The 19,114-nt window shown below is 45.6% G+C and carries 16 protein-coding genes and 4 pseudogenes; 7 read left to right on the forward strand and 13 right to left on the reverse strand.

Features of this window, described 5'->3' with window-relative positions:
- Positions 1-16: 16 nt before the first annotated feature.
- The 4 genes and pseudogenes from N4J56_RS34995 to N4J56_RS35005 form a co-directional block, all read right to left on the reverse strand.
- Positions 17-2,530 carry a penicillin acylase family protein gene (locus N4J56_RS34995; RefSeq protein WP_106217037.1) on the reverse strand — a complete coding sequence of 838 codons (2,514 nt, stop codon included), beginning with the start codon at positions 2,528-2,530 and terminating at the stop codon, positions 17-19.
- A gap of 180 nt (positions 2,531-2,710) precedes the next feature.
- Positions 2,711-3,037 (reverse strand): hypothetical protein, encoded by a 327-nt coding sequence (locus N4J56_RS35000; RefSeq protein WP_410500741.1) that lies wholly within the window; start codon positions 3,035-3,037, stop codon positions 2,711-2,713.
- Positions 3,038-3,169, reverse strand: a pseudogene (locus tag N4J56_RS41565) (SDR family oxidoreductase); the annotation flags it as partial. It abuts the gene before it with no gap.
- Positions 3,170-3,255: 86 nt separating this feature from the next.
- Positions 3,256-3,468, reverse strand: a complete 213-nt coding sequence (locus tag N4J56_RS35005) for an SDR family oxidoreductase (protein ID WP_317111355.1) — start codon at positions 3,466-3,468, stop codon at positions 3,256-3,258.
- A gap of 25 nt (positions 3,469-3,493) precedes the next feature.
- Here N4J56_RS35005 and N4J56_RS41570 point away from each other — a divergent pair, with 25 nt between their 5' ends.
- From N4J56_RS41570 to N4J56_RS35020, 4 genes are all read left to right on the forward strand, one after another.
- Positions 3,494-3,877, forward strand: coding sequence for a transposase family protein (locus N4J56_RS41570; protein ID WP_410500743.1), 384 nt, complete (start codon positions 3,494-3,496; stop codon positions 3,875-3,877).
- A 29-nt stretch (positions 3,878-3,906) separates the two neighbouring features.
- Positions 3,907-4,464: a helix-turn-helix domain-containing protein gene (locus tag N4J56_RS35010; protein ID WP_317105833.1), complete on the forward strand. Its 558-nt coding sequence runs from the start codon at positions 3,907-3,909 to the stop codon at positions 4,462-4,464.
- Positions 4,465-4,505: 41 nt separating this feature from the next.
- Positions 4,506-5,240, forward strand: a complete 735-nt coding sequence (locus tag N4J56_RS35015) for a transposase (protein WP_317105834.1) — start codon at positions 4,506-4,508, stop codon at positions 5,238-5,240.
- A 98-nt stretch (positions 5,241-5,338) separates the two neighbouring features.
- A complete protein-coding gene (locus tag N4J56_RS35020; RefSeq protein WP_317111747.1) occupies positions 5,339-5,758 on the forward strand; it encodes a transposase in 420 nt (139 codons plus the stop codon).
- 70 nt (positions 5,759-5,828) lie between these two features.
- On the opposite strand, the gene N4J56_RS35025 is transcribed toward N4J56_RS35020, so the two are convergent.
- The 5 genes and pseudogenes from N4J56_RS35025 to N4J56_RS35045 form a co-directional block, all read right to left on the reverse strand.
- A complete protein-coding gene (locus N4J56_RS35025) occupies positions 5,829-6,167 on the reverse strand; it encodes an AMP-binding protein (RefSeq protein WP_317111748.1) in 339 nt (112 codons plus the stop codon).
- Between the two features lie 63 nt (positions 6,168-6,230).
- Entirely contained in the window at positions 6,231-7,904 is a 1,674-nt protein-coding gene (locus N4J56_RS35030; RefSeq protein WP_317111356.1) for a hypothetical protein, read from the reverse strand.
- A gap of 399 nt (positions 7,905-8,303) precedes the next feature.
- Positions 8,304-10,322, reverse strand: a complete 2,019-nt coding sequence (locus tag N4J56_RS35035; protein WP_317111358.1) for a GMC family oxidoreductase — start codon at positions 10,320-10,322, stop codon at positions 8,304-8,306.
- A gap of 231 nt (positions 10,323-10,553) precedes the next feature.
- Positions 10,554-11,261, reverse strand: a pseudogene (locus tag N4J56_RS35040) (IS6 family transposase).
- Positions 11,262-11,522: 261 nt separating this feature from the next.
- On the reverse strand, positions 11,523-11,654 hold the full coding sequence (locus tag N4J56_RS35045; RefSeq protein ID WP_317111359.1) for a hypothetical protein: 132 nt from the start codon (positions 11,652-11,654) through the stop codon (positions 11,523-11,525).
- 295 nt (positions 11,655-11,949) lie between these two features.
- Here N4J56_RS35045 and N4J56_RS35050 point away from each other — a divergent pair, with 295 nt between their 5' ends.
- Positions 11,950-12,543, forward strand: coding sequence for a TRAP transporter small permease subunit (locus N4J56_RS35050; protein ID WP_106217060.1), 594 nt, complete (start codon positions 11,950-11,952; stop codon positions 12,541-12,543).
- 106 nt (positions 12,544-12,649) lie between these two features.
- Positions 12,650-13,993 (forward strand): TRAP transporter large permease subunit, encoded by a 1,344-nt coding sequence (locus N4J56_RS35055; protein WP_106217033.1) that lies wholly within the window; start codon positions 12,650-12,652, stop codon positions 13,991-13,993.
- Here the strand turns inward: N4J56_RS35055 and N4J56_RS35060 are convergent.
- The 3 genes and pseudogenes from N4J56_RS35060 to N4J56_RS35070 all read right to left on the reverse strand — a co-directional run.
- Positions 13,988-15,094, reverse strand: a complete 1,107-nt coding sequence (locus tag N4J56_RS35060) for a TRAP transporter substrate-binding protein (RefSeq protein WP_106217032.1) — start codon at positions 15,092-15,094, stop codon at positions 13,988-13,990. The two genes, N4J56_RS35055 and N4J56_RS35060, sit on opposite strands and share 6 nt — an antisense overlap.
- 14 nt (positions 15,095-15,108) lie before the next feature.
- Complete coding sequence (gene budA, locus N4J56_RS35065) at positions 15,109-15,867, reverse strand: acetolactate decarboxylase (protein ID WP_106217031.1); 759 nt, start codon at positions 15,865-15,867, stop codon at positions 15,109-15,111.
- A 163-nt stretch (positions 15,868-16,030) separates the two neighbouring features.
- A pseudogene (locus N4J56_RS35070) lies at positions 16,031-16,213 on the reverse strand (IS1 family transposase); the annotation flags it as partial.
- A 50-nt stretch (positions 16,214-16,263) separates the two neighbouring features.
- On the opposite strand from N4J56_RS35070, the pseudogene N4J56_RS35075 reads away from it, so the two are divergent.
- Positions 16,264-17,070 (forward strand): annotated as a pseudogene (locus N4J56_RS35075) (IS5 family transposase).
- 296 nt (positions 17,071-17,366) lie between these two features.
- Here N4J56_RS35075 and c2c8 read toward each other — a convergent pair.
- On the reverse strand, positions 17,367-19,085 hold the full coding sequence (gene c2c8, locus N4J56_RS35080; RefSeq protein ID WP_106217030.1) for a type V CRISPR-associated protein C2c8: 1,719 nt from the start codon (positions 19,083-19,085) through the stop codon (positions 17,367-17,369).
- Positions 19,086-19,114 lie beyond the last annotated feature (29 nt).

Raw genomic sequence — 19,114 nt, forward strand, 5'->3', positions numbered from 1 at the left:
TCTCTGTATTTCAGCTTTACTGTGCAGCTATTGGGAAATCCTTAGTCTTCATCGGCAGATACTGGTCTTGCTGCCACAGGGGGAGTAGATTATCGAAAAAAGGAGATGATAGCTGTCCGGATTGACCAATCGGATGAATAAACTGGGAGTTTTCTAGATTGCTGAGGTCGATCAGTTGACGATAGCTAGATCCGTTTCGCATTAGAAAAGTCTGGGAATCGTATGTCCCAACATTGATAGTGTAGCGATCGCCCCCAAAGGGAACCTGACGGCTAATTGACGGAAAGGCTGGATTTTCAAACACTGCCTGATGAATTTCCCCCCACTGAGGTACGGCATTGCCAAAGTGGATCGCGACTTTTTGCAACGCTTCAGCAGCAATATTTAGGAATTGTTTTGGCGTTCCGCCAAAGGCTAAATCGCCCTTCGCAAATGCTTGCAATAGAAAGCGAGGAGTAGGCTCTATCTGGTTCCCTGCCAAGAATTCCTGCTCGATCGCTGCTGCCGAAATCTTGGTCAACTCCGTGTACCATGCTTCAAAAACCGTAGCTGTTCTAGAGTCGGGACTAACATTACCATTCCACTCTAATAGTTGATTCAGCCAGTCTAAAGTAGCTGTAGGAAGGGGATCTAAGCTGTTTAAAATTGGTTGAATTCGCTCCAGAATTGGTTTGAAGTCGCGATAGAGTAGAGTTATTTGGTCAAGTTGAATTGCCTGCATATCTTGCAAAGATAGCTTATCCTGACTCAAGATCAGCTCGCGGATGCGCTCTGCTCGATAAGGTTCAGCCCATTCCAAACTAATCTGATAGGGATAAGAATCAGGCGCAACTCGATTGTTGGCAGTGACAACAAAACCCGATTTTGGGTTGTAAACTTGAGGCAGTTGCTCGAAGGGAATGAAGCCCTGCCAATCAAATTGACCCGTTCCTGGTACAGGTACAAGCCCAGTATGATCCCGTTGCCGGATAGGGATCTGACCAGGTGCGAAATAACCAATGTTGCCATCTACATCAGCATAAACAAAGTTGAGTCCAGGAGCAACGTAGGATTTTAGTGCTTGGGTGAATTCTTGCCAGTTCTTTGCTCGATTGATGTCTAGGAATGCACCCAGAGAGTTATCCTCTTGAGCCAGACTAACCCATTGCAGCGCCATTGGTTGACTAATTTCCAAGGCATCGGAGATGACTGGACCATAAACGCTTTCCCGCACTGAAACGACAACATCGTCCCTACCCAAAACTTTGATTGTTTCTGTGCGGACTTGGTAGGGAAGAAACCGATCTTTGTAAACGTAACCTTTTCGATCTGGAGTTTCTGCCAGGATGTAGAGATCTTGCACATCTGCTAGTAAACTGGTTGCACCCCAGGTAATATGGCGATTGCGTCCGATCGCCACTCCAGGCTGTCCGGGCAAGCTAGCACCAATCGCCTTAAATGTAGGAGACTTAAGGTCTACCAGATACCAAGTGGACGGGATTTGCAGGCGGAGATGGGGATCGTTCGCCAACAGAGGCTTGCCTGTAGTGGTGCGATCGCCTGCAACCACCCAGTTATTTGAGGCTAGAGGTGTGGGAGAGAATAATTGACTTAAAGCCAAGGTTGACTTCACTGTCGCCTGCCCTGAGTTAGTTAAAGTATCGTAGATAGTGGGTAAAGCAGGTACACTTCTTCCTCGTTCCCCTTGTCTCTCCGCACGAGTTGATGCAGTCAAGCCGGGATTTTTCTCAATGTCCTCTGGCTGTAAAATGGTGACATTGCCCGTGTAGAGCGGAAAGAGTTCTTGAATCCGCTCAAAGCTAAGTCCCCGTGCTAGCAGCTGAGAACGAAATAATTCACTCTCAAAATTAGTCGATAGTCCTAAGCTTTGTAACTTCTGTAGCGCCAAAACATCAGATGGCTGCCACGGTTCGGGTTTATAGCCCAACTGTTGAAATTCTTCAGATAGGGGAAGATTCTGATTGAGATAGGCGTTGACTCCCTGGGTGTATTGCCCTACCACCTGTTTAACTTTATGAGGCAGGCTGTTATACGCTGACTGGGCAGCGCGGTAAAGCCCGATGCTACGATTGAGCGTATCTTGTTCCAGGGTTGTCTCACCGAGTACCTCGGAAAGCCGACCTGCAACGGTTCGGCGCTGGAAATCCATTTGCCACAGGCGATCGCTAGCGTGAACAAACCCAAGGGAGAAAAATAGATCGTTTTCATTTTTTGCCTCAATGTGAACCACCCCAGAAGGTTCGCGAAACACTTCTACCTTGTTTTCTCGCTTTGGTAAGTTGAGCGATAAGTCCAAATCTAAATTTTTCGTGGCGGGTACTTGACCGATCGTCTTACTAGTTGCCGTGTCGAGCGCACTCCAAGATTCACCTGGGATCGGAGCGTCCGAGGGCGCTAGGGTATATGGTTGATTAGAGTTTGAGGGCGCGAGATATTTTTCACGAGCAGCACTACTAATTGTCGGTACGATCGGTAGCAATGCCACGATAACAACTACGATCGCCCATTTCCAGAATGAAGATTGTTTCATTTCTGTGATTCACTATCCTGGCTACCATGCAATATTTTATAGCCTCTGCTATGTTTTTTGAAAGTTCGATGTTTATCATTTCGCATCCAAAAAACCACTACGAATTAAGTAGTCAAAATAAGTATTCAGTAACTTATTGTCTACCGCAGGGCAGATAATCGAACTTTCTGCTAGCGCGGTCTACATTGCTTGACAGCTAATTTTCGGTTCTCTAACTGGTTGATGTTCTGGAAAATATTTGAGCAAGAAAGGTAAAAGAGGATATAAGGGATGCGACTGCGATCGCGCTTGGTTACTAAGCTGTACCTGCCAATCTTGATAAGAAACATACTGAATGGGATAGCTTAAAGAACGAAGAAAATCTGTTAGCTGATGCCAAGAAATAGGTTGAGGATTGTGTAAATGGAAAGATTTACCAAGTGCTTCGCGTTGTCTGGATAGATAGACAATGCTTTTGCTGACATAATCAACCGGAGATAAATCCAATATGTCAGTTATACCAGCCATACTTCCCATTTGGATGCAACCTTCGATCATTCGACAAATAATATCATCTGTATACCAAGTACCTGTTTGACTATGACCGGAAATAAAGGGTGATCTGTAGACAGAAACGAGAATACCTCGCGATCGCGCAATATTAGCTAATTTTTCGGTAACTCATTTACTTTGAGAGTAGGTAAGTTTCATGCCAGAGCTATGAGTAAGTGGGTCTGATTCGTCCACTATTTTTCCCAAATATAAACCAAATATAAAGATGACTCAAAAACAGCAATGGTAGAAATATGATGTACCCCTTTAATTTTATCTAAACTTGCCAAGTGGAAGATTTCTTGGGTTGCCAAAACATTGCTAGGCTTTAAAGCTTCGTAGGGATAAACATAATTTAGCCGAGTTGCACTGGGTCCTCTGGAGTTATGGGGTAAAATGTTATTCATATAACAAAAGCTCTCGCTCTAGCTAATGGATTTCTATTTAGATACCCTTCTAAACTTGCCCAACGCTACAGTAGAATGCTGTCAAAAGCTTGAAGAGTATGTCTGCCTTCATTTGAAACTACTCAATGGTGGAATAAATTGCCCTTATTGCCAGTGCTACACAGAAGAAATTCATCAAGATAGACCAATATTAGTGAGAGATTTGTCTATTTGTGGTCAAGTAGTTTACTTAAAAATTCCTCGCCGGCAGTTTGAATGTACTAATTGCGGTCGATATACTACAGAACCCCTAGATTTCGTGGAAAACAAACGGCGGCATACCAAAAGATATGAAAAGTATGTCTATCAAAGAGTAGCAACTAGTGGGTCATTTGGTATGAGTGTTGCCATAAAAAGGATGGTCAATTAAAGTGAAGATACATAGTTTTTCAGGTTGTGATGACACGGCAAAAAAAAGCACCTTTGCGACCGTTAAGTGATGAAGAACAAACCGACTTGAAAAAACTGAGCCGTTCTCAATCCCAATCATCTGCTAGTGTCATGCGGGCCAAAGCGATTCTAGCCGTGGCTCTTGGGGCTGATTACACGAGTGCAGCGCAGTTAGTAGGATTACGCTGTGGTGATACGGTCAGCAAGTGGGTCAGTCGCTTCAATGTTGAAGGCTTAGCTGCCTTACAGCCTCGACATGGCGGTGGGGCAGTAGTGCAATACAGCGAACCAGAAAAACAACGCATCCTGTCCGAATTTCAGCGTCAACCAGAGCGGCAGAAAGAGGGCACGGCAACCTGGTCAGTAGCTACACTTCAACGGGCTTTGCGTCAGGCTCCTGATGGCTTAACCCAAATCAGTACTTATACAATTTGGCAGGTACTCAAAGAGGCGGGCTATAGCTGGCAAAAGAGCCGCAGTTGGTTAAAAACTGGACAGGTGAAGCGCATACGCAAAGGCAAGCTAGTAGTAGTAACTGACCCAGATACCGTGGCAAAAAAAAACTGATAGAACGCGCTTACACTCAGGGACAGAAGCTAGGCTTGAGTGTGTGGTGCGAAGACGAGGCGGGACCATTTGGCACTGCTCCTTACCCTGGTAGCAATTGGCAGCCAGTAGGTAAACCGACACGGCAAGAACATGAATATATCCGTAATGGCACAGCCAAGCTGTTAACGCTATTCCATCCCGCTACTGGGCAAGTACGAGTTAAGGGTGTTACCAGTTGTACCAATGCTGTGTTGCACGAATGGCTCAAGCAAGAATTAGCTAGTGTTGTACAATCACTGCCAACTCCAGCTCGATTACTCAAGCCTGAAGAAAATCAACGGTTATGGAAAAGTTGGCAGCAGGGGTTGAAAGTACGCTTTACACTCCCACACGACTTACCGCCACTGCGAATGTTGCTAGTGATGGATAACTTGGTCGGACATAAAACTCCCCAGTTGGTATTGTGGCTGTGTGCTCATGGCATCATGCCGCTCTACACACCTCTTGGCGGTAGCTGGCTGAATATGGCTGAGTCGATTCAACGAATTCTCAAACGCCGAGCTCTAGAGGGGCATCATCCGCAAACAGCCTATCAAATTATTGAGTGGTTGGAAGCAACTGCTTTTGGATGGAACCAACAACCAACGCCGTTTGTCTGGGCAGGATTACGAGCGCAACGTCGAGACAGAGCGCGTCAAAGATTTCACTCTCTTGGTGGTTCTGGTGCCTGTACGCATCGTCCTCTTCGGCGGACAACTATTGCCAAAAATAATGGCAACACTCATACCAAATGACCCACTAGCAGTATTCAAGAAGTTTGTCGGCAAGAGGGGTTGAAGTACGATGAAGTCAAAGCAATGTTTGATGGGGTAAGTAAACAGCATCAAAAAAAATTTGGCAACCAGTTAAACGGTTAAGTCTAGATGAGTTAAGTATGCACAAAGGACACAAACACTTCAAGACGGTAGTTGGTGATATTGAACAGGGATATTTGCTTGATGTGCTCAATACTCATAAACAATCAGAAGTGATAGAAGCCTTGATGCAACAACCATCTCATCTGAGAGAACAAGTAGAGCAAGTGAGTATAGATATGTGGGGTGAATTTCCCAAGGTGATTGAAAAAGTTTTTCCTAATGCTACCCTAGTTTACGATCGGTTTCATGTCATGCAAATGGTGAATAAAGCATTAAATAAGTTGAGAAAGAAGAGCGGTATTACTACCAAAGGTAGTCGCACTCTGTTACTAACTAATGCTGAAGATTTGTTCCAGAAAGACCAACTGCAACTACAATGTCTAAGAGCGCCTTAGCTTCTAAATCTATGACATCATTAATTCTAATACTTTTTGATGTTAATTAGTCGAATAGGATATCTACCAATTAATAAATATTTGAGCCAACTAGCAAAACTTCTATAGGTAAGTTTATACCAACTTCGGTATCAATCTGGTTTTTAATGTCGATATTACTGAGAGAATTTAGACCCATTTCATTTAGGGGCTTTTGTAAATTTAGAGTTTGGGATTCATTACCAAATACGAATACTGATTCAACTTTTGACTGGCTAGCAGCCTCTAATCCGCGTTCTAGCAGTTGGGGTACTGTTAGCAAATATTTAGCCCCAGCATCATTTAATTGATATGCAAGTTCGCTAGCTGTATAAGATGGATTTGCCGTGCTGCTAACTCCACCTAAAAGGGCGATCGCCCCAAAAGCGATTGGCTATTCCGAACAGTTAGGACTATAAATAGAAAAGTCCAACTCGCTCCTGGGGGCTTGTTTTTATTGTCTCAAACCTCTCCTGAGCTTGTGGCGAATGCTTGGGCCAAGCTTCAGCGTCCGAATGGAATTATCCAGATCGCCAGTTATGTAAACTGTATCCCCCGCAATCGCAACCCCTGTGAGTCCATAAGGTGGGGGTCCACCAGGAAAACCCGCTAAGCCGATTGGTAAGTTCTGCTGGAGAGTTAGACTTTTGCCAGTATTAATATCTATGGCTCTGATGCTTTGCTTACCAGTTTCAGCTACCACAGCAATTCCATCAGCATGATAAGCTACACCTTCTGGTGAGGATAAATCCTTGGCAATAACAGTACGCTGTCCAGTTGTTAAATCGATCCGCGAGAGAGAATTGCTCAGAAACTCTGTGACCAAAACAGTAGAATCATTCACCAGAGCTAAGCCTGTCGGACAAGATAAACCTTTTGCTACTGTGCGTCGATTAGTACCTGCTATATCTACAATCTGAGTCAGTTGACCTAAAGCACAGTCAGCTACTACAATACTGCCATTCTTTAGCTCAATCGCATCGTAGGGTACGCCAAAGCCCGTATAGGTATTCAGTACTGCTCCCGTTTCTCGATTCAATCGCTGGACAGCATTACCAAACCAACTGCTGATAATTGCATTTCGGTTATTCACCGAAACAGTTAGAGGGTTTTGAATGGGCGTAACAATATTGCGGATTGTCTGCTGTATGCGTCCGGTTTTCCTGTCCAAAATTCGATAGGAATTCGTGTCAGCAACATAAAGAGAGTTCCCATAGACAGAAATTCCGCCTGGCGCTGTCAGTCCTCCACTGTCCACAACTTTACGGACACGACCTGTTTGTGTATTGACTTCGTTAATATCGCTGTCTACAAAGTTGCTGGCGTACAACAAATCGGTAGGGCCAAAGGCAAGATTGTCTAATCCTGGTTGTAACTGAGCGATCGCTGTTATTTGACCTGTGGCGAGATCGACTTTCACAACTTCACCAGTTGCTGCATCTAGCGCAAATAGCTCGCCTTTGGAATTAAACTTAACAGCAGTTGGACTCTTCAATCCCGATGCAAGGAGCGCGATCGCACCCGTATCGACGTTAATTTTGATAATTTCTCCGGTAAACTGAACCGGACTGTACAGGAGTCCATCACTACCAAAATCAAAAGCATTTAATCCTGGCTTGTTGAGAATCAAGCGCGGAGAATTTTGTCCTGTAGGATCGACTTCATATAGTCCAGTATTCTTTAAACTGAGACTTTGACCGATAAAGATGCGATCGCGTTTGTCTTGGGCGATCGGATCGACAGCTGGTATACCAGCAACAATTGTCTCTACTTTGTTTGTCTGAGGATCGAAAGTCCTCACCTCACTGCTGAGTAAAGCCGTATAAAAAATTTGACCGTTTGGCGTAAAAATGAAATCGTCAGCTTGACCGTCAGGGGAGTTAAGAAAAATCTCGTACTTGCCTGTTGCGACATCAACTTTATATAAAGTTTGCTCGGCTACGCTACCTACATATAGCTGTTCCTTAGCGTCAAACCTCAAACCATTCAAACCCTTGAACGGCGATGGCTGTACTAAAACTTCTGGAACTGCCTGAGCTGACCCTGTTTGGAGTAGAAAAAAAGGACTAATCAACAGTAGTTCCCACCGCCAATACTTATTTTTAAACCATTTCATCATTGGTGACATTATCGATCGTTGAGTGTTGCTTGTAGAATTTTCATTTTATTTGAATTCCTTACGAAGATTAATAGCAGGCTTGCGATTGAAGAAGTTAGCTAATTTGAGCATCAAGCAGAAGTATTCCAGAGGTTTTGATAAAGGATTAAATTGCTATCTTTTCAAGCGAAAGTATCGTTTCAACAATTCTACAACATCTCCCACCTCCCTATAATTTATCATTCTCATCTTATCCTTTCCTTTCGAGGACTACTTCATTGAATCGACGATCGACGTCCGACATAAGAAGAGTGGCAAAATACAATGGACGCGCGAGTGTGGCAACAACCTGTTCTATCTGCGTTAGGAGTAGCCGCTTAATCCACTTGAATGCTGTAAATATATTACGCTCCCTGTGATGCTCAAACTCTATACTTTTCGTACATCCTCTAATATGACATCACTTGCTTTTTCGCTAATCATATAGATAGGTGTGAGCGGAAAGTACCCAGGAATGCGCGGGAATATGGAAGCGTCCACAACCCGTAGATTCTGAGTGCCGTGAACGCGGAATTTACTGTCAACCACAGCCATTGTGTCTTTGAGAAGACCCATCTTATTGCTACATGAAGCATGGTGCCCCCACGCCTCGTTTGCCACAAAATTGGCAATTTCATTGCGTGAGTTGACTGTCGAACCTGGAACTACTTCGCTCTGGGTAATATCCTCAACGTGTCCGTTCATCCGACGTACAAATTCAACACCTTCGACAAGTGCCGCCATATCGTCGTCTTCGGTCTCATTACCGTCAGCAAAATAACGGAAGTTAATGTCGGGTACATCCCGTGGATCGGCTGAGCGCAGGTTTACGCTTCCCGCACGATTGCCCGTGTATGCTTTAAGAATCAGCCAGGTGAATTGGTTGATTTGGTTGCTCTGCGAGTAACCAGGGTAATAGCCTCGGAACGCCCCAGGTGCACCAGCCCCGATAAAGAGGTCGGGTTCAGGGTATGCCTTGGTGCGTGCCACTTCTGACTTTCGCATATTACCGATAAACAATCCGTTACTCGTGTAAATTCCCCGACCTTGTGTCCACTGCGTTAGGCATGGGTCTGACGGCTGCCCTGGTGTGCAGTCCTGAGAGAGTGTAAAATCCGAATCTAATTGCGCCACTACACTAATTTCGTAGTGGTCTTGTAAGTTCTCGCCGACACCTGGAAGGTCGACGACTGGCGTAATGCCGTGACTGTGCAGCTCATCTGCTGGACCAATTCCGGAAAGTTTTAGAATCTGAGGACTGTTGAAGGCACCTGCTGCTAGAATCACTTCACGCGAAGCGAGCATTGTCTTTCTCGATTCAGGTTCGGGTCCATCAGCAATAGCTTGTGGATCGGCGCGGTAGAGATGTGCGCCTTCAAGATACTCAACACCAATCGCCGTCGTACCATCAAATAAGACGCGAGTTACCAAAGTATGCATTTTCACAATCAAATTGTGAGGGATCTCAGCTACAGTCTCTCGGATCAGGTCACGCGAACTCCGCCGCCGACCATTTCGAGTAGAGATGGGGATATTGTAAAGACCTTCGATTCCCCCAACATTAACTGACCATGCGTTCGGATCGAGTTCCTTACGGAAAAAAGAGTCTAGTACCCCTACGTGACCGCTCTCACGTACTGCTGAGTCTAAAATGCGTTGAATATTGATATCCTCAGCAAACATCATCGGGTCGGCAACTTCTGTTGTCAACCAGCCATCAAAGCCATGACGTGTCAAATTATCGTTTGAATCTTTTGGTCGCTCGACATAGCCGCACTGCTCAAGCCGCTCGAAGTACTTGCGCATATTCTCGGCACGCCAACTAGGATCGCCGGTGAGTTCTGCGATATACTCCCAATCAGCATTGTTCGGATAGACCATAATCATAGCATTATGGATAGTACATCCACCGAGGGCACCCGCTCTCGGATAAAAAATACCACCCTTGTCAAGAACATACTTGCTATCGCGGCGTTGACGTGCTTCGTCAGTATAGTGTCGGACGAAGTAGTCCCATCGTACCCTGGGGTCTTCACTAACGAGTGGGTGGAAAAGTGGTACCGAGGCGAGGTCGTCACCGTCACTACCACCAGCCTCAATCAAGACCACCTTATGCCCTGCTCTTGCAAGATTGACGGCAAGAGGACCGCCACCAGCACCCGATCCAACCACTATGTATTCAATCGGTGCTGACGGGCTTACAGGAATAGCTTTGTGAGGATGGGCTAATGTGGTGACTAAACCAGTGGAGAATAGAGCAGCATTTTGAAGAAAGCGGCGACGGTTGTAAGGCTTGTAAACCATAAGTTCTTTATGTTGACAGGAATTTGTTTTGTGTATTAATAGCTCTTCGGATGTTAGACCTTCAAGCAAACCTTTCGGTTGTGTTGCAAAAACTTTTAGAAGCACTAAAGATGATGGTGTTTCGACTTGTAGTTATGACTACAAATAGTGTTTGATTTTTTTCAACACAACCATGAATTGTGCAGTGTACTGGAAATTATACATTGATAGGAAGACAATTACATCAGCCAAATTTAAGTTTTTGTTAAAGGTCAAAACACACGGTGGCGTATTTGTAAAGTGAGCTGTATCGCAAATTCTTTTTAAGGATAAACGAATTATGTCATTCGTCTTGTTTTAAGCAACAACTCCAAAGAGTTCTTCGATGAATTTCGCACTTGATACACCATCCCCTTGTTCGATTCCTTTCGCTTGTCCTTTACGAATCATACTCATAGCTTCAATACCCCTCAATGTTCTCCTAGCTGTATTGAAGGACTGGAATCCTATCATTAGGTTTCAAAATCCGTTTAATGTTTCGGCGATCTTGCTCGACCACATTGTTTAAGTATTTGTTTTGCCGCAACTCAATTGTTTGGGACAGGGTCTCTTCATTTTGCAATGTCTCCACAGCATTAGGATGCGCTGCATTTTTATCGACGTTGAATGCGCGCGGTGGTCGCGTGTGAACTCAACGTTTTGCCCAAAAAGCGAGCAGCGGCTTTGCCATCCCGCTTGGCACTCAGCATAAAGTAAGCGCGTATTCCCTGCCGAATCCACGCCACGATAAAGATACTTCCACCTTCCCTTCACCTGAATGTACGTCTCATCGACTCGCCACGAGTCGTTCGTTGGATTCAAATGCGGGTGGATTCTTTTGTTTAATTGGGGTGCATAGTTCAGTACCCATCAGTTGATGGTGGAGCGATCCACGGTGATTCCCCGTTCTGCCATCATTTCTTCTAAATCTCGGTAGCTTAAGGGATAGCGGCAATACCACCGCACGTTCAGTAGGATGATTTCGGGCAGAAAGTGTCGCCACTTAAACAAGAACTGAGCAGCCATTTAGATTGAAGTCAGAGAAAATTAAACCCTCTTACTCTATCATTTTTGCGACAGAACCAATATTCTTGAGTCGATCATTTACCGACTCAATGAGTGTGCATTTACGCAGTAGAATCTTGTCAATCGATTTTGGATTTACGATTTTGGATTTACCCCACGATTAAAATCAGGGGCTTGGAATAATGACGCTACGCATTTTTTGATGAGCCATAAATGAATTTAGGGGCTTGAAACCGAGTATTTTAGATTCTAGATTTAGATTTAATCCAAAATCCAATCGGAAATTGCAAAACTGACTCGATATCCTCCGTGCGCCAATTCTTGAGCTAGCGCAATCATTTGATTGATCTGTCCTAGAAGAGGAAGTGAGACAAACATTATGTGTTCTTTCATAACTGTCAGGGGGTAGCTCTTGTAAAGAATGGCAAGACTTGCAGTTGGAAAGCAAAGTTACCAGTACCGAGAAAATTTTTGCGATCGAACATACATTTTAGATTAGACTTACCCAAGTCAATTGCAATCGCATTCTTTCATAATCGATAGTTGTTCTTTTAGCAGTGTAAAATGATGTGAGATCGAAATTCACATCGACTAATTTCATAACAAACTTGCATGACATTATCGTGTGCAAAACTCGTCAATTCTATGGAAGTACTCAGTCTTGCGTATCTTTCTCAAGCCTTCCCATATTCGTACCCTCATCAAACTCTCGCAGGCGATCGATCGCGTCACTGACGTTATCGGTAGTTCTGGCATTTGGCTGGTCATTCTCTTAATCGCTATTGGGTTCTATAATGTTGTTGCCCGCTACATCGGACGAGCGATCGAAATCAGGCTGTCTTCCAATACATTAATCGAACTGCAATGGTATTTGTTTTCATTAATGTTTTTTCTCGGATTTGCTTACATTTTGAAGAGCGGTGCAAACGTCCGAGTTGACATTCTCTACACCCGCTGGAGTGAAAAGCGACGGGCGCTGATAGATTTTCTCGGCACGGTCTTTTTCTTGATTCCGTTTTGCGTTTTAGGCATTTGGGTAAGCATTAACCCTGTCTTGCAGTCGTGGGGACTTTTGCCTGACGGTACGTGGGGGAGTTGGGAGCTGTCTTCAGATGCAGATGGCTTACCACGAGCGCCGATCAAGACAACGATCATTGTTGCTTTTGCCACGTTACTCGCTCAAGGAGTTTCGCAAGCTATCAAGTATCTGGCGATTTTGAAGGGATACACGCAGGTCGCCCAAACTATTCAAGAAGACGCAGAACAGTTACCGCTTGAGTAGACTGCTGTGTTCCGATCGCCTACAATCATCTGAATCAGTCTGGCGATTGTGCCAAAAAGCAGCGCGGCTGGCAACGCTGAAACATTACCTTTTGAGCAGAGAAACTATGGGCTTTGAGTGGTTGGCGATCGCCATGTTCGTTGGCTTCTTTTTCATTCTGATAAGCGGCTACCCAGTGGCATTTTCGTTTGCGGGGACGGCGATCGTTTTTGGCGCGATCGGCTGGCTGGTGGGAGCGTTCGATCCCAGTCGGCTGTTACTGTTGCCGAACAACTGGTTCGGTACTATGTCCAACTTTACCCTGTTAGCAATTCCGTTTTTTGTCTTTTTGGGTGCAGTGTTAGAAAAATCGGGACTGGCAGAAGAACTGCTAGAGACGATTGGAATTCTACTCGGTTCGCTGCGGGGTGGGGTAGCGCTGGCGGTGATTTTTGTCGGCACGCTGCTGGCAGCGACTACAGGCGTGGTAGCAGCCACGGTAATCGTCATGGGAATGCTTTCCTTGCCCGTGATGCTGCGCTATGGCTATGACAAGCAATTAGCAGCAGGCGTAATCGTCGCAGCGGGGACGTTGGCGCAATTAATTCCCCCTAGTTTAGTGCTGCTGGTCTTGAGCGATCAATTGGGCGTGTCGGTGGGCGATCTATTTCTGGGAGCGTTGATTCCAGGATTAATGCTAGCGGTAGCTTATGCCTTATATGTTTTGGTACTTGCCTTTTTCAAACCTAGTGTAGCTCCTGCCCTACCACTGGAATCTCGGCAAATTGGCAAAGCGGCACTGGCGCAGCAGGTGTTGAAAGCAGTTGTTCCACCCTTACTACTTATTTTTGCGGTGCTAGGTAGTATCTTCTTTGGCATTGCTACGCCAACGGAAGCAGGCGCCGTGGGGGCAGTGGGAGCCTGTGTGTTGGCTGCGCTCAATCGAAAACTAGATTGGATGCTGATTAGATCGGCTGGTCACTCAACGGCGGTGGTGACAGCGGTAGTGTTGACGATCTTATTTTGCTCGTCATTCTTTGCCGTCGTTTTTGATAGTTTGGGTGGCAAAATCTTGATCGTAAATCTATTAGTGAATTTACCTGGTGGCAAGATTGCTTTTTTAATTGTTGGTAATATTGTGATTTTTATTCTCGGCGTATTCTTAGAATTTATCGAAATTTGTTTTATTGCCATGCCGCTGTTAGTACCTGCCGCGCAGCAGTTGGGAATAGATATGGTCTGGTTTGGGGTGGTGATGGCAATTAATTTACAAACTGCCTTCATTTCGCCCCCTGTCGGATTTTCCCTGTTCTATTTGCAAAGCGTTGCACCAAAGGAAGTTCGCACGATTGATATTCACAAAAGCGCGCTCCCCTTTATGGTGTTGCAAATTGTGGTGTTGCTGTTGGTGATGCTCTTTCCCCAAACTGTGCGCTGGCTGGTCGATTTGTCGGCGAAGCCAGTTCTATGACTTGAGTTTGGCGTAGTTGTAGCGGGCAAAGCTACCTTCGTTGATGTTGTTCCAAGCGTAAACGCGATCGCGGAACTGCTTCCATTCCGCAAAAATGCTCTTAAAGTCAGCATCTTTAGCTGCAAATTCGTCAAACAACTTAAAAGACGCTTTTTCTGCTGCTGCCAAAATCTCGTTGCTATAGGAGCGCAGCGTCACGCCGCTCTGAAGTAGCCGTTGGAGCGCTTCGTTATTACGGGCATCGTAACGAGCTAACATAATCGTGTTTGCTTCAAAGGCTGCCGTTGCAACCGCTTCCTGATACTCAACTGGTAGTTTCTTCCATTCATTCAAGTTGATCTGCACTTCCAGCGCTAGTCCTGGTTCCCACCAGCCAGGGTAGTAATAGAATTTAGCGACTTTGTGCAGTCCTAGCTTTTCGTCATCGTAGGGACCGACCCACTCAGCCGCATCAATTGCTCCCGTTTGTAATGCCTGAAAAATTTCTCCACCTGGTAAAGTCTGTACCGTCACGCCTAGTTTGCCCATCACCTGTCCCCCCAGTCCAGGAATACGCATTTTCAACCCTTGTAAGTCTTTCGCTGTCAAAATTTCCTGGCGAAACCAACCACCCATCTGCGCGCCCGTGTTGCCTGCGGGAAATTGAATCACGCCAAACTTACGAGCATACAGATCTTGTAGCTTTTTTAACCCACCTGCTTCATACAGCCAAGCGTTCTGTTGTTGAGCGTTCAAGCCGAAGGGTAAAGCAGCTCCAAAAGCGGTAGCTGGGCTTCTACCCACGTAATAATAAGCAGCCGTATGACCGCATGGTACTGCGCCTTGGGACACCACATTCAGCACCTCTAGTGGCGGAGCTAGCTCGCCCGCAGTACGCGGTGTAATCTTAAACTTGCCTCCCGTGATCGCAGCTAGGCGATCGGCAAATGTTTTAGCGCCACCAAAGATGGTATCTAAAGATACGGGCCAGCTCGTTGCCATCTGCCAGTTAATGTTGGGTAAGGCTGCATTCGATCTTGATGCTGTGGTTGTTCGACAAGCTACCACTCCACCCGCAATGGCACTAGCGATCGCATTTTGCAAAAATTGTTTGCGTTTCATGCTTGACTCCTAAATTACTTTAGTGGTGCTTGTTTAAAGGCAGTATTATCGGGCAACATCATCTGCCAGTCATGCAGGGTTTCTATATCAACCCTAGAATCAAGAAATTCTCCATCGAGCAAATGCCCTCCCGAAGTGCGATCGCTTGTAATCAAGTGAAAGTGATATCCCGCGGCGTTTACACTCTCAAGGTATTGTGGCATCCGAAATCCCACTAAAGTACCCCGCACATTCCGCAGCTCAAAGATAGCAGCCTGCTGACTGATTACATCACTTAACGGCAAATAAGGCGGTAATTGTTTGGGTACGCTCCTCACTTTCAAATAGGGAAAGACACCGCGAATGCGAATTGCATATGGTAAATTTTGTGTAGGCAAGCCTGTATCAATCTGTTGCTGCAATTCTTGATAGTTCATTTGCCCATTCAAGCGTAGCGATCGCTCTGTGTGGAAAAACGCTACAGTAGCAAAAGGCGTTTTTACCTCATCTGCAACAGGATAAGCAATGCCATCTGTTTTGACATGATAAAATTTGCCATCAAGCCCAACCAATTCTCCATCCAATCCCTCAATAGTTCCTAAGCCAAAGTCTCCCTGCTGTTTGAGTTGAGCTAATGTTGTAGCCCCTTCATACACTCCAACGTTTAAAGCTCCCAAGGTAGAAACCTGAAATACTCGACGCGGTTGGAAAAATTGCTGGGAATATGCAGGTAACACACTAAATGCAATGGTAGCGAGCAATACTGTTAACCATAAATACCGCTTTAGTTTCACTATCTTTTCCTCATTATTTCATTAAACTGATTTTGTTCATTAAATCTTTTGCCCGCATTCAAAATCCATCTGTGTCCATCTGTGTTGAATTTCACAAATTGATTACTTTTGCAAGAATTCTGTTCAACTGATTTCAGGAACGATCGTTCTCGTTTGGGTAGTCCTACATAAGTAAGGATGAATTATAGTGATGTACAAAATACCAGATGGCTCTGATGTGGTTGTCCAACTTTTTCGAGAAGGATAAGGTAGCGCGGACTAAACGTGAAACTCGTTGCCGAAGAGTAGAGTTATATCGCTCAATCAAACTGGTTTTACCAGTCTTCTTGTTAACGGGGCGATGCCTTGATTCAGAAATCACTAGAGGGTGTTATGCACTTTGGTTAAGCTAGAGGTATGAGAAAACCGTATCAAGCGTGATGTCAGCGATGAAGAGTGGGCATTCGTAGCACCCTATCTCACTTTAATGACCCAAGAAGCTCCACAAAGAGAACACAACCTGCGGGAAGTATTCAATGGATTGCGTTGGTTGATTCGGGCAGGTGCAACGCGAGCGGATGATGCCGCATGACTTGCCACCGTGGGCAGCAGTGTACCAACTCTCCGCAACGCTGGTTCAATGCAGGGGTGTTTGAGGCAATTGTCGATGACTAAAGAAGTGCTGCTGCGGTTGGCCAGCGGGCGAAACTCACAGCCGCGCCTCCGTGATTTTTGACAGTCGAACACTGCAATCAACTCGCCTAAAGTGGTGAACGGGCAGGATATGACGGTGGTAAACGCAAAAAAGGCACGCTTGGTGCATATGGCTGTTGATACGTTGAGACATTTGTTAGCCTGTATGTGACTGCTGCCAACGAACAAGACCGTGCTCAAGTCCAGGAACTAGCAGCTCAGGTGCAGCAGATTACCGGAGAGTCGGTGGAAGTGGCATTTGTAGACCAGGGCTATACAGGCGCAACAGCGGCACAGGCAGCACAAGCCGAAGGCATTCACTTGGAGGTAGTTAAACTACCAGAAGCCAAGAAGGGGTTCATCCTGTTACCACGTCGCGCTCGTTGTGGAGCGTAGTTTCGCAAAGGACAACCCGCTTTCGCCGCTTGGTACGAGACTACGAGCGCAAGCGCAGAGACTTTAGTCGGACTGTATCTAGTTGCCTTTGCTGTCCTAATGCTCAAGCAATTTGTCGCTTTGGAAAGTGCATAACACCCTCTAACTGCTTATCTGTTAAGGCGAATACAAATTCGTCTGTTTTCGTCTATTCGGTTTGAACGAAAAAGCATATGAACTATGAGTATGAGCGCAAATTTTCATCTCTTGACTTTGAAGACGGTATCTGTGCTTAGGTCTCGAACACATTTTACACTGGTCTTATCGGTGACGCGCCCCAGAACGCGACTGCGCGTTACTGGCACTATCAAAAACGTGCTAGTCTCTCATCTACTTAAATGCAACTGTAATACAAAGATTCGTAGCAAATCGAATCCTTGCAACCACCTTAACTAACTAGAATCGTTTTCTCCGGCAGTCCGTCGCTTCCTTCTCCGTACTTGAGTTTTAGCGGTTAGGAGCACTTCAGATTGCCTTTGAGCCTTTTCTGGCTGGTCAGGCATTTCCTTTTCGTCTAAGCGAGTTTTTGCAGGTTCAGTCACAGACTGCCCAGTAGAAGTTGCGCGAGTCGATTTCTCACCTGATGTCGTCACAAGCCTACAGGAGTGCTGGTTTGCGTTATTTTTAGGTGAGGATGTTGGTGGCACATCCATACCTTCGCGCTCAAGAGCGAGGTTTGAGCTAGTTAAGATGGTTGTCTCCGTATCACGGAGAGTTGCCACTTGCGCGGCTTCCTGGTTCTGCGTCCATTGGGACTCCCCAGGCTTCGATTTCCACGACCAAGCGCGGTATCTTCCAGATTGGAAGCTTGATAGATGAACGGCGCGGGGCAACCGCAATCGCTTGCTTTCGTGTTCAGTACGTTGCCTCGGCTCATCTGGAATATCTTTCGGGACGACTTCAATATATTCTCGCCCGTTAGCTACGGCTTTTTGCTCAATCAAGGTTGCCAGCTGTCCTAAACCGTTAGCCAGAATTAATTTGTTGAACTGGGATTTGCGTTCTGCACCGTTGCGATCGTAGCCAGTGCCTTCTTTATTTACAATTGGCTTAGGTCTACGAGTGATTCTCCGCATATCAGATTTGGCAGTGGCAATCCCGCCATACTCTTGCACTAATAAGGTCGAAAGCTTATGGTTAAAAGCTCGTCTTGCGCGGCGGATTTTCTCATGAAGACCCGAAATCTTCTGAGTCGTTTTTGCTTTGTTTGCACCCTTATAAGGATTAATTGGGCAGCTAAGGAAATGCTCTCGAAGAGAAGGATTGTATGTGTCGATCGGGCACAGGTTTTGTTGGCGACAGAGCTTTCGTTGGAGCCGTTGCAGCTTCTTCTCCATTTTTTGATAGTAGAGCGGTGACTTTACTACCTTGCCACCATCAGTAGTAAATAAATCCTTATATCCTAGCGATATACCTACTGCTTTGTTCGAGGGCTTAAATTTCTTAGTTGGCAATTCACCTATCAACTGAAGGTAGTAGCCTGACGGCTGCTTGATGATTTTTAGTGTAGCAATAGCAACTGATGCATCCCACCGCTTGTCCAAAGTTTTAACTGTCACCTTTCCCAGTTTAGGAAGGGTAATCTGTCTACCGGAAATCTTAATTGATTTGGAATTGTTGTTAACAAGAGATTTGATCTTGTCTTTGTATCGCTTGTATCGTGGCGATGAGCGTTTCCCTGATTTATACTCCCACCAAGCGTCAGTTAAAGCTTTAAGCGTTCCGCTGACGCTCTTGCTAGGGACTGCACAAAACCAGGGTTTGTCCAAATGGTTCTTTTGGGCGAAGTAGTACAGAATTCCAAAGTGATTAGGCGATTCTATTTCAGGCTGACGATAAGTCTGCGGTATAGGGCAACTCATGCGATACGGCTTAGTCTGAGCAAGCCTTGTGAAGGGGATGAGTCGCCCGTCATCATCTTTATAGTATTGCCACGGCAGAGGACAGCAAGGAACCCAAGATTTTGAAGATTTATCCCAACGAGTGTTATTGTCGAATTCTTCTAGTAGATGTAGACCGCGATTCCATACCCACCGTAGTACGGACAGCCAACCGTCTACTTTGGCTTGCTGGGTTTGGTTCAGGTTTAGCTTGAACTCAACGGTTTTCATGGGAACTAATTCACTGGTTGTGTCACAAA

Source organism: Chroococcidiopsis sp. SAG 2025, assembly GCF_032860985.1.
GTDB lineage: Bacteria > Cyanobacteriota > Cyanobacteriia > Cyanobacteriales > Chroococcidiopsidaceae > Chroococcidiopsis.